This window comes from Bradyrhizobium sp. 18BD (assembly GCF_054185225.1).
Map to the genome: position 1 here is coordinate 236,468 of NZ_JAVAYL010000012.1, position 17,015 is coordinate 253,482.

The 17,015-nt window shown below is 65.0% G+C and carries 16 protein-coding genes; 3 read left to right on the forward strand and 13 right to left on the reverse strand.

Annotated features, from left to right (window positions below; translation table 11 throughout):
- Positions 1 to 72: 72 nt before the first annotated feature.
- Complete coding sequence (gene mutL, locus RAD16_RS22800) at positions 73 to 1,887, reverse strand: DNA mismatch repair endonuclease MutL (RefSeq protein WP_458160090.1); 1,815 nt, start codon at positions 1,885 to 1,887, stop codon at positions 73 to 75.
- A 241-nt stretch (positions 1,888 to 2,128) separates the two neighbouring features.
- On the opposite strand from mutL, the gene RAD16_RS22805 reads away from it, so the two are divergent.
- Entirely contained in the window at positions 2,129 to 2,446 is a 318-nt protein-coding gene (locus RAD16_RS22805; RefSeq protein WP_008544274.1) for a ribbon-helix-helix domain-containing protein, read from the forward strand.
- Between the two features lie 221 nt (positions 2,447 to 2,667).
- Here the strand turns inward: RAD16_RS22805 and RAD16_RS22810 are convergent, their stop codons facing one another.
- The 4 genes from RAD16_RS22810 to RAD16_RS22825 are packed head-to-tail and all read right to left on the reverse strand — an operon-like array spanning position 2,668 to position 5,639.
- Positions 2,668 to 4,236, reverse strand: coding sequence for a GMC family oxidoreductase (locus RAD16_RS22810; protein ID WP_458160091.1), 1,569 nt, complete (start codon positions 4,234 to 4,236; stop codon positions 2,668 to 2,670).
- A gap of 27 nt (positions 4,237 to 4,263) precedes the next feature.
- Complete coding sequence (locus RAD16_RS22815; RefSeq protein WP_458160092.1) at positions 4,264 to 4,812, reverse strand: gluconate 2-dehydrogenase subunit 3 family protein; 549 nt, start codon at positions 4,810 to 4,812, stop codon at positions 4,264 to 4,266.
- Between the two features lie 44 nt (positions 4,813 to 4,856).
- The gene (locus RAD16_RS22820; protein ID WP_458160093.1) at positions 4,857 to 5,252 is read right to left on the reverse strand and encodes a VOC family protein; all 396 of its coding nucleotides are present in this window, start codon (positions 5,250 to 5,252) and stop codon (positions 4,857 to 4,859) included.
- Positions 5,253 to 5,639: a c-type cytochrome gene (locus tag RAD16_RS22825; protein WP_458160094.1), complete on the reverse strand. Its 387-nt coding sequence runs from the start codon at positions 5,637 to 5,639 to the stop codon at positions 5,253 to 5,255.
- A 305-nt stretch (positions 5,640 to 5,944) separates the two neighbouring features.
- Between RAD16_RS22825 and RAD16_RS22830 the strand changes: the two genes are divergently transcribed.
- Positions 5,945 to 6,253: a hypothetical protein gene (locus RAD16_RS22830; protein ID WP_458160095.1), complete on the forward strand. Its 309-nt coding sequence runs from the start codon at positions 5,945 to 5,947 to the stop codon at positions 6,251 to 6,253.
- 63 nt (positions 6,254 to 6,316) lie between these two features.
- On the opposite strand, the gene arfB is transcribed toward RAD16_RS22830, so the two are convergent.
- From arfB to RAD16_RS22865, 7 genes are all read right to left on the reverse strand, one after another.
- A complete protein-coding gene (arfB, locus tag RAD16_RS22835) occupies positions 6,317 to 6,733 on the reverse strand; it encodes an alternative ribosome rescue aminoacyl-tRNA hydrolase ArfB (protein WP_458160096.1) in 417 nt (138 codons plus the stop codon).
- A gap of 118 nt (positions 6,734 to 6,851) precedes the next feature.
- Complete coding sequence (locus RAD16_RS22840; protein WP_458160097.1) at positions 6,852 to 8,219, reverse strand: M16 family metallopeptidase; 1,368 nt, start codon at positions 8,217 to 8,219, stop codon at positions 6,852 to 6,854.
- Positions 8,216 to 9,610 carry a M16 family metallopeptidase gene (locus tag RAD16_RS22845; RefSeq protein WP_458160122.1) on the reverse strand — a complete coding sequence of 465 codons (1,395 nt, stop codon included), beginning with the start codon at positions 9,608 to 9,610 and terminating at the stop codon, positions 8,216 to 8,218. The genes RAD16_RS22840 and RAD16_RS22845 overlap by 4 nt, the downstream gene beginning before the upstream one ends.
- A 204-nt stretch (positions 9,611 to 9,814) precedes the next feature.
- Positions 9,815 to 10,540 (reverse strand): hypothetical protein, encoded by a 726-nt coding sequence (locus RAD16_RS22850; protein ID WP_458160123.1) that lies wholly within the window; start codon positions 10,538 to 10,540, stop codon positions 9,815 to 9,817.
- Positions 10,541 to 10,644: 104 nt separating this feature from the next.
- Positions 10,645 to 11,139 carry a signal peptidase II gene (gene lspA / locus RAD16_RS22855; protein WP_458160098.1) on the reverse strand — a complete coding sequence of 165 codons (495 nt, stop codon included), beginning with the start codon at positions 11,137 to 11,139 and terminating at the stop codon, positions 10,645 to 10,647.
- A gap of 8 nt (positions 11,140 to 11,147) precedes the next feature.
- Positions 11,148 to 14,156 (reverse strand): isoleucine--tRNA ligase, encoded by a 3,009-nt coding sequence (gene ileS / locus RAD16_RS22860; RefSeq protein WP_458160099.1) that lies wholly within the window; start codon positions 14,154 to 14,156, stop codon positions 11,148 to 11,150.
- Positions 14,157 to 14,360: 204 nt separating this feature from the next.
- Positions 14,361 to 15,332, reverse strand: coding sequence for a bifunctional riboflavin kinase/FAD synthetase (locus RAD16_RS22865; protein ID WP_458160100.1), 972 nt, complete (start codon positions 15,330 to 15,332; stop codon positions 14,361 to 14,363).
- Positions 15,333 to 15,560: 228 nt separating this feature from the next.
- On the opposite strand from RAD16_RS22865, the gene RAD16_RS22870 reads away from it, so the two are divergent.
- A complete protein-coding gene (locus RAD16_RS22870) occupies positions 15,561 to 15,956 on the forward strand; it encodes a response regulator (RefSeq protein WP_007596883.1) in 396 nt (131 codons plus the stop codon).
- Positions 15,957 to 16,151: 195 nt separating this feature from the next.
- Here the strand turns inward: RAD16_RS22870 and RAD16_RS22875 are convergent, their stop codons facing one another.
- A complete protein-coding gene (locus RAD16_RS22875; RefSeq protein WP_458160101.1) occupies positions 16,152 to 17,006 on the reverse strand; it encodes a TIGR01459 family HAD-type hydrolase in 855 nt (284 codons plus the stop codon).
- Positions 17,007 to 17,015: the final 9 nt, after the last annotated feature.

Genomic DNA, 17,015 nt, shown 5'->3' on the forward strand with positions numbered 1-17,015 from the left:
CTTAATCCGCCATCGTCTCTCTCCGCGGATACAAAACGGCGGGTTACGCTACGCTAACCCGCCCTACGAAGATCACCGCCGCCCGAACAGCTTCTCCACATCGCTCAGCTTCAGTTCGACATAGGTCGGCCGGCCGTGATTGCACTGGCCGGAGTTCGGCGTCTCCTCCATCTCGCGGAGCAGGGCGTTCATCTCCTCCGGTCGCAGCCGGCGGCCGGCGCGCACCGAGCCGTGGCAGGCCATGGTGGCGGCGACGTGCATCAGGCGGCGTTCCAGCGGCAGCGCCTCGTCCCATTCGGCCATATGCTCGGAGAGATCGCGCAGCAGCCCGCCCGCGTTGGTCTTGCCGAGCAGCGACGGCGTCTCGCGCACCGCGACGGCGCCGGGGCCGAAGGATTCGATCGCGAGGCCGAACGAGGCCAGTTCCTCGCTGCGCTCCAGCAAGCGTTCCACTGTCGCCTCGTCCATCTCGACGATCTCGGGGATCAACAGGATCTGCCGCTGCACACCGTTCTCGGCGAGTGACGCCTTGAGCCGCTCATAGACGATGCGCTCATGCGCGGCGTGCTGGTCGACGATGATCAGGCCGTCGCGGGTCTGCGAGACGATATAGGTCTCGTGGATCTGCGTGCGCGCCGCGCCGAGCGGGCGGTCGACGAGGTCCGCGACCGGCTGCGTCTCGAACCGCACGTCCGCGCTGGGTGCGCCGACGTCGAAGGCCGCCTGCGCGCGCTCGGCGAAAGCGGGGGCGGCGGAGCCCTCGAATGACGGCATCGGCGCGACCGGAGCCGACGGCGAGGCGCGCCAGTCCCAGCTTGCCGGACGCGGCGGCGTGAAGGCTGGCCGGAACGATGACAGGGCGCTCTCGCCGCTATTGGCGGCGGTGCGGCGGCCCTCGCGCGCAAGGCCTTCCTTCAAGCCGTGCACGATCAGCGCACGGACGAGGCCGGCATTGCGGAAGCGCACCTCGGTCTTGGCCGGATGCACGTTGGCGTCGACCTCGCGCGGATCGAGGGTCACGAACAGCGCGAGCACCGGGTGACGGTCGCGCGGCAGATAGTCGGCATAGGCCCCGCGCACCGCGCCGAGGATCAGCTTGTCGCGGACGGGCCGGCCGTTGACGAAGAGATATTGCCCGAGCGCGTTGGCTTTGGTCAGCGCGGGGGCTGCGGCATAGCCGGAGACGACGACGCCCTCGCGCTCGGCATGGACCTCGAAGGCATGGCTGCGGAACTCCGCGCCGAGGATGTCGCCGAGCCGCGTCAGCCGGCCGGCAGCACCGGGCAGCGCGGCGGCCCAGGTCACCGGTGCGCGCTCTTCGCCCGCCAGCGTGAAGGCGACGTCCGGCCGTGCCATGGCGAGGCGCCGCACCACCTCGCGGATCGCCTCCGCCTCGGTGCGGTCGGTCTTCAAAAACTTCAGCCGCGCCGGTGTTGCATAGAAGAGGTCGTTGACCTCGACGCGGGTGCCGTGCGCCAGTGCCGCCGGCATGATCTCGGACTTCTCGCCGCCCTCGACATTGAGCGCCCAGGCGTGCGGTTCGCTGGCATGGCGCGTGGTGATGGACAGACGCGCGACCGAGCCGATCGAGGGCAGCGCCTCGCCGCGGAACCCGAGGGTGCGGATCTGGAGCAGATCCTCGTCGTCGAGCTTTGAGGTCGCATGGCGTTCGACCGCGAGCGCGAGGTCTTTTGCGGTCATGCCGCTACCGTCGTCGGTGATGCCGATCCGCCGGCGGCCGCCGCCATCGGTGAAGACGTCGATCCGGCTCGCGCCGGCATCGATGGCGTTCTCGACCAGTTCCTTGACCACGCTCGCCGGACGCTCGACCACCTCGCCGGCGGCGATGCGGTTGACGACCTGTTCTGGCAATTGGCGGACGGGCATGGGCTCAGACTTGGATTTGCTATCTGGATTCGCTGACGGCGCTATTCTAGGCCGTGTTGCGTCAAAAGCATGCGTTGGGCAACAGGGACGTGGCGGCCTGGGGAAGAGGGCTGTCTATCACATTGAAGACATTGGACGTTCGCGAAAATCGCGGAGGCCGGATGGAGCCATCGTCGTGATTGTGGGGTGCCGGGCAGAAGTGTAGCATCGTGAAAAAATGGCAACAGGACGGGAGGACGCCATGTGCCATCTCTTCGCGCACCAGCCCCAACGTGACTACGAATCCCAGACCCGATCCTTGCGGATCGGCGGACACTGCACCTCGATCAGGCTCGAGATGGCGTTCTGGGACACGCTGGAGGAGATCGCGGCCAAGGAGAGCATGAGCCTCGGCAAGTTCCTGACCACGCTCTACAACGAGGTGCTCGACCATCACGGCGAGGTCAACAATTTCGCCTCGCTGCTGCGCTGCTCGTGTCTGATCTATCGTTCGAGGAGCATGGTGCCGGTGCCGGATTTCAAGGCGACGGTGGCGCCGATTCTCGATGCGGCCGAGTAGCCGTCCCAACAAAACTGCGTAGCCCGGATGAAGCGCAGCGCAATCCGGGATGCGGGCGACAAGCGACAACGGCCCCGGATTACGCTTCGCTCCATCCGGGCTACGAGACTCCCTCCGCCGTCATTGCGAGGAGCGCAAGCGACGAAGCAATCCAGAGTCTTTCCGCAGGGATTTCTGGATTGCTTCGCTGCGCTCGCAATGACGGGGGGAGAGAGCCGGCCTCAAATCTCCTTCTTCTGCATCGCGCCCGCAATGTAGTCCGCCTGCCGGATCGCGAGCGCGACGATGGTCAGCGTCGGGTTGCAGGCCGCGCCGCTGGTGAACTGGCTGCCGTCGGAGACGAACAGGTTCTTGACGTCGTGGCTCTGGCCGAACTTGTTGACCACGCCATCCCGTGGCTTCTCGCTCATCCGGTTGGTGCCGAGATTGTGCGTGCTCGGATAGGGCGGGGTCGGATAGGTCACGGTGGCGCCGACGGCGTCGTAGACCGCGGCGCCCTGCTTGTAGGCGTGGGCGCGCATGGCAAGGTCGTTGGGATGATCGTCGAAATGCACGCTTGCGACTGCCTGTCCGTGCTTGTCCTTCACGACCGGATCGAGCGTGATGCGGTTGGTCTCCTGCGGCATGTCCTCGCCGACCAGCCACATGCCGGCCATCCGCGGATAGCCGTCGAGTGCCGCAGTGAACGAACGGCCCCAGGCGCCGGGATTGAGGAACGCCGCCATGAAGGGCAGGCCGATCGACAGCGTCTCCATCTCGTAACCGCCGACGAAGCCGCGCTTCGGATTGTTGGCGGCTTCGTCGCGGATGATGCCGGCCATGGTGGTGCCGCGATACATGTGCACCGACTTCTCGAATACGGCATAGACGCTGCCGGTCATGTGACGCATGTAGTTGCGGCCGACCTGGCCGCTTGAGTTGCCAAGGCCGTCGGGGAACATGCTCGAGGCGCTGTTGAGCAGCAGCCGCGGGCTTTCGATGGAGTTGCCGGCGACCGCGACGATGCGGGCCTTCTGGCGCTGCATGGCGCCGGTCTCGTCGGCATAGACGACGCCGGTGACCTTGCCGCCGGCGTCATGCTCGACCTTGACCACCATGCTGCCGGGCCGGACTTCGAGATTGCCGGTCGCTTCGCCCTTGGGGATCTCGGTGTAGAGCGTCGACCATTTCGCACCGGATTTGCAGCCCTGGAAGCAGAAGCCGATCTGCTGGCAGGAGCCGCGTCCGTCGCGCGGCTGGCTGTTGATCGCCATGTTGCCGGTGTGCACGGTCTTGTAGCCGAGCTTCTTCGCGCCGGCTTCGAGCACCTTGAAATTATTGTTGCCGGGAAGTCCGGGAATGCCGTTGGTGCGAGTCACGCCCATCTTGTCCTCGGCCTTGGCGTACCACGGCTCCATTTCGGCCAGCGTGACCGGCCAGTCCAGCAGGTTAGCGCCGGGAATGTTGCCGTAGGTGCTCTTCACCTTGAACTCGTGCTCGTCGAAGCGCAGCGACGCGCCGGCCCAATGTGTCGTCGAGCCGCCGACCGCCTTGACGATCCAGGCAGGAAGGCCTGAGAAGTCCTTGGCAACGCGCCATGTGCCCGACGTGGTGCGCGCATCGTTCCAGGCGAGCTGGGAAAAGCTCTCCCACTCGTCGTTGACGAAGTCCTGGTTCTCGATGCGCGGGCCGGCTTCAAGGATCACCACCTTGACGCCCTTCTGTGCGAGCTCATTGCCCAGCGTTCCGCCGCCGGCGCCGGAGCCGACGATCACCACAACGCCAGAATCGTTCAGATCGAATTTTGCCATATGCGTTCTCCTGAACCGTTGGGTGGCTTAAGCCTTCGGCAGCCAGTCGATGTCGGCAAAGCCGCGGTTGATGTAGCCGCCGTGCTCGGCGGAGGAGCCTTCGTAGCCGAACCGCGGCCAGACCTCTTTCTGGTTGTAGAGCGAGACGATGAGGTCGCCGCGCACCTTCTGGAAGAAGTCGCTCTGCTCGATCTCCTTCAACAGCACGACGCGGTCGGCCTCCCACGGCACTTCGGCGTAAGCGACCTTGTGGCGATCGCGCGCGTTCTGGTCGAGCCGCGTGATGCCATCGCTGATCAGCGACTTGACGGCGGGGTCCTTCGCTGCCTTACCGTCCCATGGCTTGATCGCGGTGATGTAGTAGCTTTCACCGAGGACATCGTGTGGATAGATGTCGCGCGCGACCTTGAGCAGCGTCTTCATGGTCGCCGGCGACAGTGCGCTGGCATCCTCGGCCCAGGCGTCATCGATGCTGACGGATACGCTGGTCGCGACGGCGACGACCGGGACGGCGGTCGCCGCGCCCTTGAGAAAGACGCGGCGGCTGTGCTTGCTTCGACGATCGATTTCTCTCATGGCATTCCTCCGTGGATTTTTATGATTTGGATTTTTGTGTTTGATCAGCCGAAACGTCCGCCTCGCTGGATCACCTCGATCTTGTAGCCATCGGGATCGCTGACGAAGAAGAAGCGCGCCAGCGTCTTGCCGTCGTGCTTGAAGTCGCGCAGGGGCCCCGGTGCGAGCTTCTCGCGCTCGAAGCGGGCATGCTCGGCATCGAGATCCTCGACCACCACGGCGAGATGGCCGTAGCCGTCGCCGAGCACGTAGGGCTCCTTGCGATCGAAATTCACCGTCAGCTCGACCTCGAAAGGTGAGGAGGGATGACGCAGATAGATCAGGGCAAAGTCCACGAACTTCAGATGGTCGGTGACCTCGAGACCGAAGGCGCGTTTGTAGAAGTCGAGTGCGCGCGCTTCGTCGAGCACGCGGATCATGGAATGAACGGGCTTTGCCATTCAGTTCTGCTCCTTCAGATAAGTGATGATGGCGGCGCGCGTCTCAGGCTTGGCCTGCCGGTAGACCATGGTCACGCCGGGAATGACGGCTTGCGGATTGGCCAGCCAGGCGTCGAGCCTGGTGTCGTCCCAGGCGAAGTCCGCCTTCGACAGCGCCTCCGAGTATTTGAAGCCGTCGGTCTTGCCGGCGGGACGGCCGACGATCTTCACCAGCGGCGGGCCTTGCCGCATCGGTTCCGACAGGCTCAACGTGTGGCACACTGCGCATTGCTGCTTGAACAGCGAGGCGCCATCCGGCGGCTTTGCGACCGGTAACGGCATTTGCGCATCGGCAACTCGCACCACCAGCACCATCGCGGTGCACAATCCCAGCACGATCGCGCGCATCGCCAAGAATCCGCCCATCCACATCAAATTGCGCAAACACTAGGCGTCGGCAAAGATGCGGTGGTAGTAGCGGGCTGTTTCGCTTTCCGCAGAGATGCCTTGCGGCGTGCGATGTTCCGCGCTGCCTTATATGCGGAGCACAATTCCGCGAAACCGCCGTCAAATCCCTAAACGTTCACCACACCATGCGCATTGCATGACGGTCGCGCCGCTTGAAATGTCTACGCGATGCAAATGGTCCGGTGCTGACGAGCGGCGCAGCGAGCCGCCGCGCCATTCATCGCGAAAAAATCCAGGAGAAATGGATGAAGTTGGTGAAGACCTCGATGATCGCATGCGCTCTGTCGGCTCTCATTGCGACGCCCGTTCTCGCGCAAGGCGCGCCCCCGACCGCCAAGCCAGGCGGCACCGTGCAAAGCAAACCCATGCAAGGCGGCACGATGGGCAGCGGCGATGAGGAGATGAATGCGCAGCCCGGCGCGGCGGGCGAGAAGACCGGTATGAAGTCGACCAAGGGTACCCGAGGTACGGTCGGGACCACGGGCAGCGCTGTGCAGAAGGGAACGGCAGACGATACCGCGACGGGCGGTGCGGCCACGGGTAAACGTTACTAGCCAGCCGGGTAATACAACAGAACTCCGGTCGCCCCCGCGGCCGGAGTTTCTTGGCCGCGTTTGCTAGTCGTCGAAGCGGCCGCCGCGCCCGGCCTTGACGTCGCTGCGGCGTTTCTTGCCGTCGAGCCGGCGCTGCTTGGAGGCGAAGGTCGGCCGCGTCGCGCGGCGCGGCCTCGGCCGGATCATGGCTTCCGTCAGGATCTCGACGAGACGGTCGATGGCATCCTGCCGGTTACGCTCCTGGGTGCGGAAGCGCTGGGCGTGGATCACGATCACGCCGTCCTTGGTCATGCGCTGGCCGGCGATGCGGGCGAGCCGGATCGCTGCGTCCTCCGGCATTGTCAGCTTGCGCGTGTCGAAGCGCAATTGGGCCGAGGTCGAGACCTTGTTGACGTTCTGCCCGCCCGGGCCGGAGGCGCGGACAAAGCCGATCTCGATGTCGTCCTCGTCGATGACGAGATCGCGGGATATCCGCAGCATGATGGCACCATTTGTGATGTCACGACATATCGCGGAACATCCACGTTCGGCAATGGTGCATCGTGGAAACGAAAAATGGCCGGGGCGAGCCCGGCCATTTCAGAGACGTCAGCGGAGATCAGTTCGACTTCGTCGCCGGAGCCGCCGCCGGCTGAGCGGCGGCCTGCGGGGCGCGGCCGACGACGACGGTCAGGAGACCCTCGCCCCAGAGGCGCTTCGCGGCGGCCTTGGCGTCGTCGATGGTCACGGCATCGACGATGGCATTACGCTTCTCGATATAGTCGATCGGCAGCTTGTCCTGCTGATATTGCAGCAGCGCCTGCGCGAGCTTCGAGGACGTATCCAGCGCCAGCATCTGCGAGCCCTTGAGGTAGGACTTGGCCTCGTCGAGCTCCTTCTGCGTCGGGCCCTCCTCGGCGATGCGGCGCACCTCCTTGTCGATGGCATCGAAGGTGTCGCCGGCGCGGTCGGCGCGGGTGCCGGTATTGCCGATGAAGATCGCCGAGTGCTCCATCCAGAGCAGGGATTCGAACACCGAATAGGCGAGACCGCGCTTCTCGCGGACCTCGCGATAGAGCCGGGAGGACAATCCGCCACCACCCAGGATGTGGTTGACGACATAGGCGGCCATGAAGTTCGGATCGCTGCGCTTCACGCCGGGACCGCCGAAGGTGATGACGGTCTGCGGGACGTCGAGCGGCACGAAGGCGCGCTGCGGCGGCTTTGCCGCCTCGATGTCGGGCACCGGCGTCAGATTGGCCTTTGCGGGCAGGCTCCCAAAGGTGTGGTCGAGCAGCTTACCGAGGGTGGCGGGATCGACGTCACCGACCACCGCGATCTTCAGCCCGTCCTTGGCGAGGACGCGGCCGAGATAGTCCTTCATGTCGGCGACCGTGACGGTCGGCACGCTGTCCAGCGTGCCATTGGTCTGCCGGCCGTAGGGATGGTCGCCGAACGCGACCTCGAGGAATTTGCGGCTCGCCAGCGACGACGGATTGGTGGTCTCGCGGCGCAGGCCCGAGATCACCTGCGAGCGGATGCGCTCGACGTCGGCGGCATCGAAATGCGGCGAGGTCAGCGCGCTCCTGAGCAGGTCGAAGGCCTCGTCCTTGTTGTCGCGCAGCATGCGCAGGCTGCCGCGGAAGGTGTCGCGGGTGGCGCTGAAGGACAACTCGATGGCGCGGCGGTCTAGCCGCTCGTGGAAGGTCTTGGAGTCCATGTCGCCGGAGCCCTCGTCGAGCAGGTCGCCGACGAGATTGGCGACGCCCGACTTGTCCTTGGGATCCTGCGCCGAACCGCCGGCAAAGGAATATTCCATGGCGATCAGCGGCACGGTTGCGTCCTGCACGAACCAGGCCTCGATGCCGCCGGGGGAGACCAGGCGCTGGATCTTGGCCGCGGCCTGCGACGGCGAGACCGTCGCGAGCGCGAGTGCCGCGCCGGTAGCGAGAGAGAAGGCAACGCGTCGAAGGAAGGGATAGGTCACGAACGCTTCTCCTCGCGCTTGGCGGCACTGGTGTCCTTGATCAGATAGCCCGTCACCGAGCGCTTCTTCTCGAGCCATTTCTGCGCGACGGCGCGAACCTGCTCGGCGGTGACCGCGCGGATGCGGTCGGGCCAGCTCCGGATGTCCTCGATCGACAGGCCCGTGGTCAGCGCGCCGCCATACCAGCGCGCCAGCACAGCCTGATTGTCCTGGGCGTAGATCGCCTCGGCGATCAGCTGGGTCTTCACGCGCTCGAGGTCTTCGGCGCGGATCGGGTTCTGCGCGATGTCGGCGATGACGCCGTCGATCACCTGCTCGACCTCGGTGAAGCTGACGCCCGGCTTCGGCGAGGCCGAGACCGCGAACTGGGTCGGGTCGAGCGAGATGCTCGAATAGCTGGCGCTGGCGGAGACCGCGAGCGGCTTGTCGACGACGAGCGCGCGGTAGAGATAGGAGTTGCTGCCGCTGCCCATCAGCTGCGCCAGCACGTCGAGGGCTGCGCTTTCACCGGCCGCGGCCGTCGTTGCGGAGGGCACGAGATAATAGCGGCGCAGGCCCGGCTGCTCGACGCGCGGGTCGGCCAGCGTGACGGTGCGCGGTGCCGCAGGCTCCGGCTCCTGCGGACGGATGCGGCGCGCCGGGATCGCGGGCTGGGCCGGGATCGCGCCGAAATTGCGCTCCACCAGCGGGCGCACGTCGGCGGCCTCGACATCGCCGGCGATCACCAGGATCGCGTTGTTGGGCGCGTAGAAGCGGCGGTAGAAGGTGAGCGCGTCCTCGCGGTCGAGCTTCTCGATCTCCTGGTGCCAGCCGATCACCGGCCGGCCGTAGGGATGGTTGAGATAGAGCGCGGCCATGATCTGCTCGTTGAGCCGCGCGTCGGGATTGTTGGCGACGCGCATGTTGTACTCTTCGAGCACGACGTCGCGCTCGGGCAGCACGTTCTCGTCCTTGAGGATCAGGCCGGTCATGCGATCGGCCTCGAACTCCATCATGGTCGGCAGCTGCTCTTTGGGCACACGCTGGTAGTAATTGGTGTAGTCGACCGAGGTCGAGGCGTTCTCGTTGCCACCGACGCGCAGCACGGTCTGGGAGAATTCACCGACCGGATGATTCGAGGTGCCCTTGAACATCAGGTGCTCGAGGAAGTGCGCGAGCCCGGATTTGCCCGGCGTCTCGTCGGCCGAGCCGACCTTATACCAGATCATCTCGGTGACGACGGGCGTGCGGTGATCCGGGATCACCACGACCTGCATGCCGTTGCTAAGCGTGAAGCTGGCGGGCGGCGCCGATGTCACCGTGGTCTGGGCGAGGGCGGCGCCTGCGGAGAGGACGCTCGTCGAAAGCAGTGCGGCAAGGAGGCAGGCCGCCGATCGGTAAGAGGACATCATCATCCTTATGAAAGGCCGAGCCCGGATGTCCGGCTCGGAGGGCACGGCATGCTACACCGTGCGGCTGAGGCTTCGCGTCACGAAGCAGAGAACTCAACGCCTAGGCAAGTTACTGATAAGCAATTTATCGGCCGCGACCGGCGGACATCTGCCGCCGGCGCCAGATTGGCGTCGTCTGTCAGGATGTCGCAGCGGACAGGAACGTTATTGTTCCTTGTCCTTGCCGGACATGATGTCGAAATAGGTCCGCCGCGACTTGTCCTCTCCGGCGCCGTAGGCATAGCTCGGCGACGGCGTCTGATAGCCCGGTGGCGGCTCGACCAGCGACTGGCGCGGCGGCTCGGTCGTGAATTGCTTGGTTTCGCCTTTGCCGTTCGTCATCATGTTCCACAGCCCGCCGGTGAAACCGAGCTGGGCGGGGCTGAGCGACGGGTTGCCGTTGGTACCCGGCTGAATCGGATCGTTGCTGGTGCGCTCGGGGGCAGCGGTCTGGCCGACCTTCATCTCCGCGGGCGTCAGCGGCCTCGCAGCCTGCCAGTTCTCCGTTTCTTTAGTGGCCTTCTTCCGCGCGGCGATCGCTTCCTTGCGGCGCTTCTCCTCGGGGTCCTTGGGCCAGTTCGGCGCATTCTTGGCCTGGGTCGCGGGAGGCGGCAGGTCGAGCTTGGGCGGCACGACGAGCGGCGAGCGCTCGCGGTACTCGATGCCGGGCTTTTCCATGCTCTTGGCGCCGATACCGGACATCAGATTGTCGATGATCTTCTCTTCGAAGGTCATCCCGTCATCATCGTCGTCGTCGCCGTCACCGGCGCGGACCGGGCCTGCCGACATGACGAGACCGATGCCGAGTGCGACAGCGGACAATTTCAACGCCCGCAAAAGCCCCTGCCGGGGGTCTCGAACCATCGAACCGCTGGTCTTCGAGCTGCGCATCACTGTACCTGTTCCATATTGTGGCAGATTGCTGCTTTGCCGCTCGCACGCGGCCAATCCTCACAAAAAGCAAGGTTCCGCCTGCCAGCCCGTATCGGCCGGGATCAGGGCGCTTTTGCGGCGGGTACCCCCAGGAAGGAATCATACAATAGGGCCGCCACCCCAGCAACGATGGCCACGTCCGCGAGGTTGAAAACGTACCAATTATAGGTCGTTCCGCCGATTTCGATGTGAAACAGGGCGAAATCGACCACCGCGCCATGAACCAGGCGGTCGATGCCGTTGCCGATGGCGCCGCCGATGATCAGCCCCAGCGCGACCGTAGCGAGCCGGGTGTGCGACCGGACCATCCAGACCGCCAGCGCGACCACCGCGATGGCCTTGACCGCCATCAGTGCGATCTGGGCGGCTTGGCCGTCGTTCTGGAGCCAGCCGAAGCTGATACCGACGTTCCAGGCCAGCCACAGGTCGAAGAACGGCGTCACCTCGACCTTGCCGCGGCGGGCAAGGTCGAACACGTTCAGCAGCCAGAGCTTTGAGGCCTGGTCGGCCACCAGCGTGACCAGGGCCGTGAAGATGCCGGCGCGGAGCGGAGTCATGGCCGGGATCAGACGCTCACGCCCAACGCCTTCCATTCGCGCAGCGCCTGAGCGTCGCGCGGGGTGACGTCGGGGTATTCGGCGTCCTCGCCGACCGTCGGCGAGATCTTCCAGGAGCGGGCGCATTTGGTGCCGACAGCCTTTTCGACCACGACCGCAACGCCAGGCACCGCATCGAGACGGAATGCATTGGCCGGCGCCTCGCCCTCACGCACCTCGTAGTTCGAGGTGATGCAGACTTCGGCCAGATCGGTGTCGAACAGAGTCGCCAGCATGTCGCGGTCGGCGACATAGATCACCGGCGAAGCCTCCAGCGACGAGCCGATGTTCTTGGCGGCACGCGCGAGCTCCAGCGCGCCGGTGACGACGCGGCGGACGTTGCGGATGGTCTCCCATTTCGCAGCGAGCCTGTCGTCGCGCAGCTTTTCGATGCCTTCGGGGAACAGGGTCAGATGCACCGACGGCTCCGCGTTGGGGCGGAACATCCGCCAGGCCTCGTCGGTGGTGAAGCTCAGGATCGGCGCGAACCACTTCAGGATGGCATCGCACAACAGGTCGATCGTGGTCAGCGCGGCCTTGCGCGCCGGCGAGGACGGCGGATCGCAATACAGTGTGTCCTTGCGGATGTCGAAGTAGAACGCCGACAGCTCCGAGTTCATGAAGGCCGCAAGGCTCGCGACCACGGTCTTGTAGTCGAACGCGGCATAGGCCTTGCGAACCGTTTCGGCATGGCCGGCCAGCTCGTGCAGCATCAAGCGCTCGAGCTCGGGCATGTCGGCATAGGCGACCTTCTCGCTCGGCTTGAAGTGATGCAGCGTGCCGAGCATCCAGCGGATCGAGTTGCGCAGCTTGCGATAGGTCTCGATGGTGTTCTTCAGGATCTCCGGGCCGATGCGCTGGTCGTCGGCATAGTCGGTGGCGCAGACCCACAGGCGCAGGATGTCCGCACCGGAATCCTTGATCACCTTCTGCGGCTCGACCGTGTTGCCGAGCGATTTCGACATCTTGCGGCCGTTCTCGTCGAGCGTGAAGCCGTGGGTCAGCACGATGTCGTAAGGCGCGCGGCCGCGCGTGCCGGCGCTTTCCAGCAGCGAGGAGTGGAACCAGCCGCGATGCTGGTCGCTGCCTTCCAGATACATCACGGTGTCGTCGCCGCCATCGATCTTGCGGACGATGTTGCCGAGCTGCGGGAAGTTCTGGCGATCTTCCAGCACGAAAGCGTGCGTGGAACCGGAATCGAACCAGACGTCGCAGATGTCGTCGACCTTCTTCCAGTCTTCGGATGCGCGTGTTCCCAGGAAGCGCTCGCGGGCGCCCTCCATGTACCAGGCGTCGGCGCCTTCCTCCATGAAGGCTTCGGTGATGCGCTGGTTGACGATCTCGTCCTGCAGGATCTCGGCCGAGCCGTCGCTCTTCTCGCGCACGAACACGGCGATCGGCACGCCCCAGGCGCGCTGGCGCGAGATCACCCAGTCCGGACGGTTGGCGATCATGCCGTTGATGCGGTTTTCGCCCGACGGCGGCACCCATTGCGTCACCGAGATCGCACGCAGCGCGCGGGCGCGCAGCGTGTCGCCCTTCTTCGCATGGCCGTCCTCGCTGATGTCCTTGTCCATCGCGATGAACCATTGCGGCGTGTTGCGGAAGATCACCGGCTTCTTCGAGCGCCACGAATGCGGATATTGGTGCTTGAGGCGGCCGCGTGCGAGCAGCTTGCCGCCCTCGATCAGCGCCTTGATCACGGCCTCGTTGGCATCGCCCTTCTCGCCCTTGTCGGTGATCACGCGCTTGCCAGTGAAGCCGGGGGCCTGTGCGGTATAGGCGCCGTTCTCGTCGACGGTGTAGGGGATCGCGGTCGAGATGCCGCGCGCTTGGAGCTCACGCGCATTCGCCATCCAGACATCGAAGTCCTCGCGGCCGTGACCGGGCGCGGTGTGCACGAAGCCGGTACCGGTGTCGTCGGTGACATGCTCGCCGGCGAGCAGCGGCACGATGAATTCATAGCCGCCGCTGAGGCCCTTCAGCGGATGGGCGCATTCGACGGCGTCCAGCGTGTCGCCGGGGATGTCGCGCACCTTCTCATAGGAAGTGACGCGCGCCTGCTTGAACACTTCGGCGGCCAGTGCATCGGCGAGGATCAGCAGATCGCCGGTCTTCGCCCAATTGTCCGCGGGCGCGTCCGTCACCTTGTAGAGGCCATAGGCGATCTTCGGCGAGAACGAGATGGCGCGGTTGCCGGGCAGCGTCCACGGCGTGGTGGTCCAGATCACGACGCTGGCGGAGGCGAGCGCGCCATGCGCGGGCGAGGTGACCGGGAATTTCACCCAGACCATGTCGGAGGTGTAGTCCTCGTATTCGACCTCGGCCTCCGCAAGCGCGGTCTTCTCGACCACGCTCCACATCACCGGCTTGGAGCCGCGATAGAGCGTGCCGTTGGCGGCGAACTTCATCAGCTCGCGCGCGATCTGCGCTTCGGCCGGGTAGGTCATGGTCTGATAGGGATGATCCCAGTCGCCGATGATGCCGAGCCGCTTGAACTCCTCGCGCTGCACGTTGATCCAGTGCGTCGCATAGGCGCGGCACTCTTTCCGGAACGCCACCATCGCGGCGGAGTCGCGGAAGTCGGGCTTCTGCTTGCCCTTCTTGCGGTAGTTCTCCTCCTCGATCTTCCATTCGATCGGCAGGCCGTGGCAGTCCCAGCCGGGCACGTAATTGGAGTCGAAGCCAAGCATCTGCTGGCTCTTGGTGACGACGTCCTTGAGGATCTTGTTCAGCGCGTGCCCGATATGGATGTTGCCGTTGGCGTAGGGCGGGCCGTCATGCAGCACGAACTTGGCGCGGCCCCGGGCTTCCTGGCGCAGCTTATCGTAGAGGCCGATGTCGTTCCAGTATTTCAGCAGTTCCGGCTCGCGCTGCGGCAGGCCGGCACGCATCGGGAATTCGGTCTGCGGCAGGTACAGGGTTTTCGAATAGTCGTTGACTTCAGACTTTTGGGACTTCTGCGGCTTTTCGGACATGAGGCTGACTGGCTCGGAAATGGCGCGGGAACGGCTGGCGATGCGGAATCGCGGGGGTGAAACGACAAAATCCCGGTCTTGCGCCGAGCCGAAGGCTCAGGCGGAAGCCGGGCCGCTAATCCCTATGATGCGCCGCGCAAACATGGGCTCTCCATAGCAGGGGGCCAGAGGAAGCGCAAAGGTCCGGCGGGCCGGCTTTCGGCCTCAATCGATCACGCCGAGCCGCGGAAACGCGTCCGGGGCGGCGGCCAGCATGGTGCGGGCGCGGGCGGAATCGTCGTCCATCTGGCGGATCAGGGCCTCCAGACTGTCGAATTTCAGCTCCTCGCGGATGAAGCCGACGAAGGCGCAATCGAGCGCCTGCCCGTAGAGGTCGCCCTTGAAGTCGAACAGGAAGATCTCCAGCAGCGGGGCGCCATTATCAAAAGTCGGGCGGCGGCCGAAGCTTGCCACCCCGTCGAGGCGCTCGGCGCCGCGGCCGACCCGCACGGCATAGATGCCGTGCTTCAGTCCGCAATTGGCGTCCAGACGGATATTGGCGGTGGGATAGCCGAGGTCGCGGCCGCGCTTCTCGCCGTGAATGACCTCGCCGGTGATGAACCACGGCGCGCCCAGCATGGTGGTGGCTTCGTCGAGCTGGCCTTCGGCGAGCGCGATCCGGATGGCGCTGGAGGACACCGGCCGCTCGTCGATATCGACATGCGGCTGGACGTCGACCTCGATGCCGAGCCGGGGTGCCTCGTTCACGAGCAGGCCCGGCGAGCCGACCCGTCCTTTGCCGAAATGGAAGTCGTAGCCGACCGCGATGCCGCTGACGCCGAGCCGCCCGATCAGGTCATGGTGAATGAAATCTTGCGCGCTGGTGCCGGCCCGCGCCTTGTCGAAGGTCATGACCACGGCGCCGGCGAGCCCGGTGCCGGCCAGCAGCCGCAGTTTGGCCGGTTCGTCCGTCAGGCGGAATTGCGGGGTGTTGGGGCTGAAGAATCGCCTCGGATGCGGCTCGAAGGTCAACGCCAGCGCAGGGCGGCCATGCGCGCGGCCCATTTCCATGGCTGCCGCGATCACCGCGCGATGGCCAAGGTGAACGCCGTCGAAATTGCCCATGGCGACCACGGCGCCCTTTAATATCGCGGAATCCGGCGTCGTATCGCGGATAACGGTAAAATGCGGGGCCATCAGGGGAATTCTCGAAGCGGCAGGACCGGTCCGGACCGTGGCTTGACCGGCCGGATGAAGTCAAGCGGCAGGGGGCGACCGGATTGAACGTGATTTCAGTCCTTCGGGGCCGTCCGCAGTTAACGCGCTGTTTAACGCCTTGGTGCTAGTCCTTGAAACGTGGAACTGCGGGGCTGGAGCCCACGGGTCCGATTGTAGCAATCCTGGGTTTGCGTTGGGGGAGTCGAGATGGCGGTTGATTTGTCGATGTCGGTTCTGGTGGTGGACGATTACAGCACCATGATCCGTATCATCAGGAATCTGCTGAAGCAGCTTGGCTTCGAGAATATCGACGATGCCAGCGACGGTTCGGCAGCGCTGAACAAGATGCGCGGCAAGAAGTACGGGCTCGTGATTTCCGATTGGAACATGGAGCCGATGACGGGTTACGACCTGCTGCGCGAAGTGCGCGCCGATCCGAACCTCGCCACCACGCCTTTCATCATGATCACGGCGGAATCGAAGACCGAGAACGTGATCGCGGCGAAGAAGGCCGGCGTGAACAACTATATCGTCAAGCCGTTCAATGCAGCGACGCTGAAGACCAAGATCGAGGCGGTCTTCCCGGACATGGCGAGCGCGTAAGCGCGCGCCTGACCGCACAACAATCTTTCCATTCGGAGCGTCATGCCCGGGCTTGTCCCGGGCATCCGCGTTTGTGGATTTGAAAAGACATCGGATCGAAAGCGACGCCGTCCTTCGGACCGCCATGCCCGGCGGTGACGACGTTGGCGGCTAAGCAATTGGTCTAAGCCCGCAGCATCTGCGCGGGCTCTGCCGTCACCACTTCAATTCGCGCATCAGCGCCTTCGGCGGGTGGCCGAACAATTCCATCACCGAATTCGGGTCGAGCTGGTCGAGGCCCTCGAACTCCTCGGCATGAATGCCGCGGGTGACGAACAGGCAGTCGATGCCGAATTCGCGCGCCCCGGTGAGGTCCGTGCGGACGGAATCGCCGATCGCCAGCACGCGTCTGCGGTCGATCTGGTGGCCCTGGCGTTCGCCGGCGAGCGCCATGGCGCGCTCGTAGATCGGCCGGTGCGGCTTGCCGTAGAAGATCACCTCGCCGCCGAGCTCGCGATAGAGCTCCGCGATCGCGCCGGCGCAATAGATCAGCCGGTCGCCGCGCTCCACCACGATGTCAGGGTTGGCGCAGACCAGCGTCAGCTTGCGCTCGCGCGCCTGCAGCATCATGCCGCGGTAGTCTTCCGCCGTCTCGGTCTCGTCGTCATAGAGACCGGTGCAGACGATGTAATCCGCCTCTTCCAGCGGCGCGGTGGTCGCAGCGAGGCCGCGATAGATCGAGTTGTCGCGCTCGGGGCCGAGCCAGAACATCTTGCTGCCGGGATGGTCGGCGACATAGAGCCGGGTCAGATCGCCCGACGAGACGATCGCGTCATAGGTCTCGTCAGCGACGCCCAGCTTGCGCAACTGCCGCTGCACCGAGTCGGCCGGGCGCGGCGCGTTGGTGATCAGGATCACCGTACCGCCACGGCTGCGATAGGTGTGCAGCGCCTCGCAGGCCTCGGGGAAAGCTTCCAGGCCGTTATGGACCACGCCCCAGATGTCGCTGAGCACGACGTCAACACCGCCCACGAGTTCGCGCAGGCTTTCGGCGAAATGCAGCGTGGTCATGATGCGCGC

What these genes read in the sequence shown, in the direction of transcription:
- mutL (WP_458160090.1), bottom strand. Translation starts at nt 1,887, where the DNA reads ATGCCCGTCCGCCAATTGCCAGAACAGGTCGTCAACCGCATCGCCGCC.
- RAD16_RS22805 (WP_008544274.1), top strand. Translation starts at nt 2,129, where the DNA reads ATGTGCCATCTCTTCGCGCACCAGCCCCAACGTGACTACGAATCCCAG.
- RAD16_RS22810 (WP_458160091.1), bottom strand. Translation starts at nt 4,236, where the DNA reads ATGGCAAAATTCGATCTGAACGATTCTGGCGTTGTGGTGATCGTCGGC.
- RAD16_RS22815 (WP_458160092.1), bottom strand. Translation starts at nt 4,812, where the DNA reads ATGAGAGAAATCGATCGTCGAAGCAAGCACAGCCGCCGCGTCTTTCTC.
- RAD16_RS22820 (WP_458160093.1), bottom strand. Translation starts at nt 5,252, where the DNA reads ATGGCAAAGCCCGTTCATTCCATGATCCGCGTGCTCGACGAAGCGCGC.
- RAD16_RS22825 (WP_458160094.1), bottom strand. Translation starts at nt 5,639, where the DNA reads ATGCGCGCGATCGTGCTGGGATTGTGCACCGCGATGGTGCTGGTGGTG.
- RAD16_RS22830 (WP_458160095.1), top strand. Translation starts at nt 5,945, where the DNA reads ATGAAGTTGGTGAAGACCTCGATGATCGCATGCGCTCTGTCGGCTCTC.
- arfB (WP_458160096.1), bottom strand. Translation starts at nt 6,733, where the DNA reads ATGCTGCGGATATCCCGCGATCTCGTCATCGACGAGGACGACATCGAG.
- RAD16_RS22845 (WP_458160122.1), bottom strand. Translation starts at nt 9,610, where the DNA reads ATGATGTCCTCTTACCGATCGGCGGCCTGCCTCCTTGCCGCACTGCTT.
- RAD16_RS22850 (WP_458160123.1), bottom strand. Translation starts at nt 10,540, where the DNA reads ATGCGCAGCTCGAAGACCAGCGGTTCGATGGTTCGAGACCCCCGGCAG.
- lspA (WP_458160098.1), bottom strand. Translation starts at nt 11,139, where the DNA reads ATGACTCCGCTCCGCGCCGGCATCTTCACGGCCCTGGTCACGCTGGTG.
- ileS (WP_458160099.1), bottom strand. Translation starts at nt 14,156, where the DNA reads ATGTCCGAAAAGCCGCAGAAGTCCCAAAAGTCTGAAGTCAACGACTAT.
- RAD16_RS22865 (WP_458160100.1), bottom strand. Translation starts at nt 15,332, where the DNA reads ATGGCCCCGCATTTTACCGTTATCCGCGATACGACGCCGGATTCCGCG.
- RAD16_RS22870 (WP_007596883.1), top strand. Translation starts at nt 15,561, where the DNA reads ATGGCGGTTGATTTGTCGATGTCGGTTCTGGTGGTGGACGATTACAGC.
- RAD16_RS22875 (WP_458160101.1), bottom strand. Translation starts at nt 17,006, where the DNA reads ATGACCACGCTGCATTTCGCCGAAAGCCTGCGCGAACTCGTGGGCGGT.